The 1,588-nt window shown below is 73.1% G+C and carries 2 protein-coding genes and 1 pseudogene; 2 read left to right on the top strand and 1 reads right to left on the bottom strand.

Going from position 1 to position 1,588, the window contains the following annotated elements:
* Positions 1 to 409, bottom strand: a 409-nt coding sequence (locus ABZ641_RS36655) for an aldo/keto reductase (RefSeq protein WP_359988868.1), incomplete at its 3' end; no start/stop codon positions are given.
* Between the two features lie 330 nt (positions 410 to 739).
* Between ABZ641_RS36655 and ABZ641_RS36660 the strand changes: the two genes are divergently transcribed.
* Together ABZ641_RS36660 and ABZ641_RS36665 are read left to right on the top strand one after the other, a co-directional pair.
* Complete coding sequence (locus ABZ641_RS36660; RefSeq protein ID WP_344626355.1) at positions 740 to 1,261, top strand: MarR family transcriptional regulator; 522 nt, start codon at positions 740 to 742, stop codon at positions 1,259 to 1,261.
* 110 nt (positions 1,262 to 1,371) lie between these two features.
* Positions 1,372 to 1,588, top strand: a pseudogene (locus tag ABZ641_RS36665) (hypothetical protein); the annotation flags it as partial.

The raw sequence follows: 1,588 nt of genomic DNA on the forward strand, positions 1-1,588 counted from the left end.
GGCGCAGGTTGACCACGTCGAGGTGGTCCCGGCCGAGCTGGCGCAGGTTCTCCTCGACCTGGCCGCGCAGCTGGTCGGGGCGGGCCATGGTCAGCCACTCGCCCGAGGGGTCGCGCCCCGGGCCGACCTTGGTCACCACCACCACGTCCTCCCACCAGGACGCGAGGGCCCGGTTGAGGAGCTCGTTCGCGGAGCGCAGCGGGGAGAAGTAGAACGCCGCCGTGTCGACGTGGTCTACCCCCTGCTCGAAGGCGTCGAGCAGCAGCCGGACGGCGGCGTCGCGGTCGATCGGCGCGCCGTCGGAGTTCCCCATCATGCCGTTGCCGGTGAGCCGCATCGTGCCGTAGCCGATGCGGTTCACCTCCAGGTCGCCGAGCTTCCACGTCCCCGCCGTCGCTGCCGTGCTCACCGTGTTCGCCGTGCTCACCGTGTTCGCCGTGCTCACCGTGTCCGCCGTGCTCACCGTGCTCCTCCACCCGTCGGTCCGTCAGGTCCTGGAGTATGGGGCGGCAACGGGGTGCCGCGACAGGGCGGCGGGCTGGGCGCAATGTCACATCGATTCCGGGAACGAACCGTCGCCGCGCGGCCGTTGGACCTGCCGAGAACCGTTCGACCGGCACGGTGCCGCGGCGGGTCCGCCGGGGCCGTTCCGTGGTGGTGGCTGCGCCGGACGGTGCGTCCGCGGACGGGGGGCGGCCGGGCTTGACCATGGATCTGGTTAGGCGCCATAGTACTTCTCGTGACCCAGCATCCCGAGACCGGCCTCGGCGCGCCCACCCTTGAGCAGGCCCGCCGTCAGATCGCCCGCTACGGCCTCACCGCCGATCCGCAGGCGGTCCTGGTCGCGGCGCGGCTGATGGCGGCGGGCGCCCGGATCGGCCAGGCCGGCGAGGTGCACTTCGGCCGCTTCGGCCTCTCCACCGGCCGCTACCGGCTGCTGGCCGACCTGGAGGACCACGGCGGCGAGAAGTCGCCCTCGCAGCTCGCGGCGAGCCTCGGCGTGTCCCGGGCGACGGTGACGGGCCTGGTCGACGGCCTGGAGCGGGAGGGCCTGGTGGCCCGCCGGCCGTCCACCGAGGACGGGCGCGGCAACGTGGTGATCCTCACCGCGCGCGGCGCCGACAAGCTGCGCGACCTGGCTCCCGAGCACTTCGCCCGGATGCAGGCGCTGGTCGGCGGGCTCTCCGCGGAGGAGCGCGCCACCTTCCTCGGCCTGCTGGCCCGGGTGGTCGCGGGCATCGACGCGCTCACCGACGGCTGACCGCACCCGGGCGGGCCGAGGAATCGGGCCGCCCTTTTTCCAGCCCAGATAGTTAGGCACCTAAGCATAAGTAGTTAGCTTCCTAATCATAGAGTGGGAGAGGACGTTCCATGAGCAAGAAGGACCCCGGCGCACCCCCGCCGTTCGTCCTGTGGCGCGAGGTCCTGGCCGCCTACGCCATGCCTGCCGTGACGGCAGGAATCGGCGGGGCCGTCACCCGGCAGCCGCACCTGGTGGCCGCGGCACTCACCACCATCGGCGGCACCTCCGCCCTGGTGGCCGCCGCCCTCGGCGCCGTGCTGCGCCGCCAACCCGTCCGCGCCCGGC

It is taken from the genome of Kitasatospora sp. NPDC007106 (assembly GCF_040634455.1).
Lineage (GTDB): Bacteria > Actinomycetota > Actinomycetes > Streptomycetales > Streptomycetaceae > Kitasatospora > Kitasatospora arboriphila.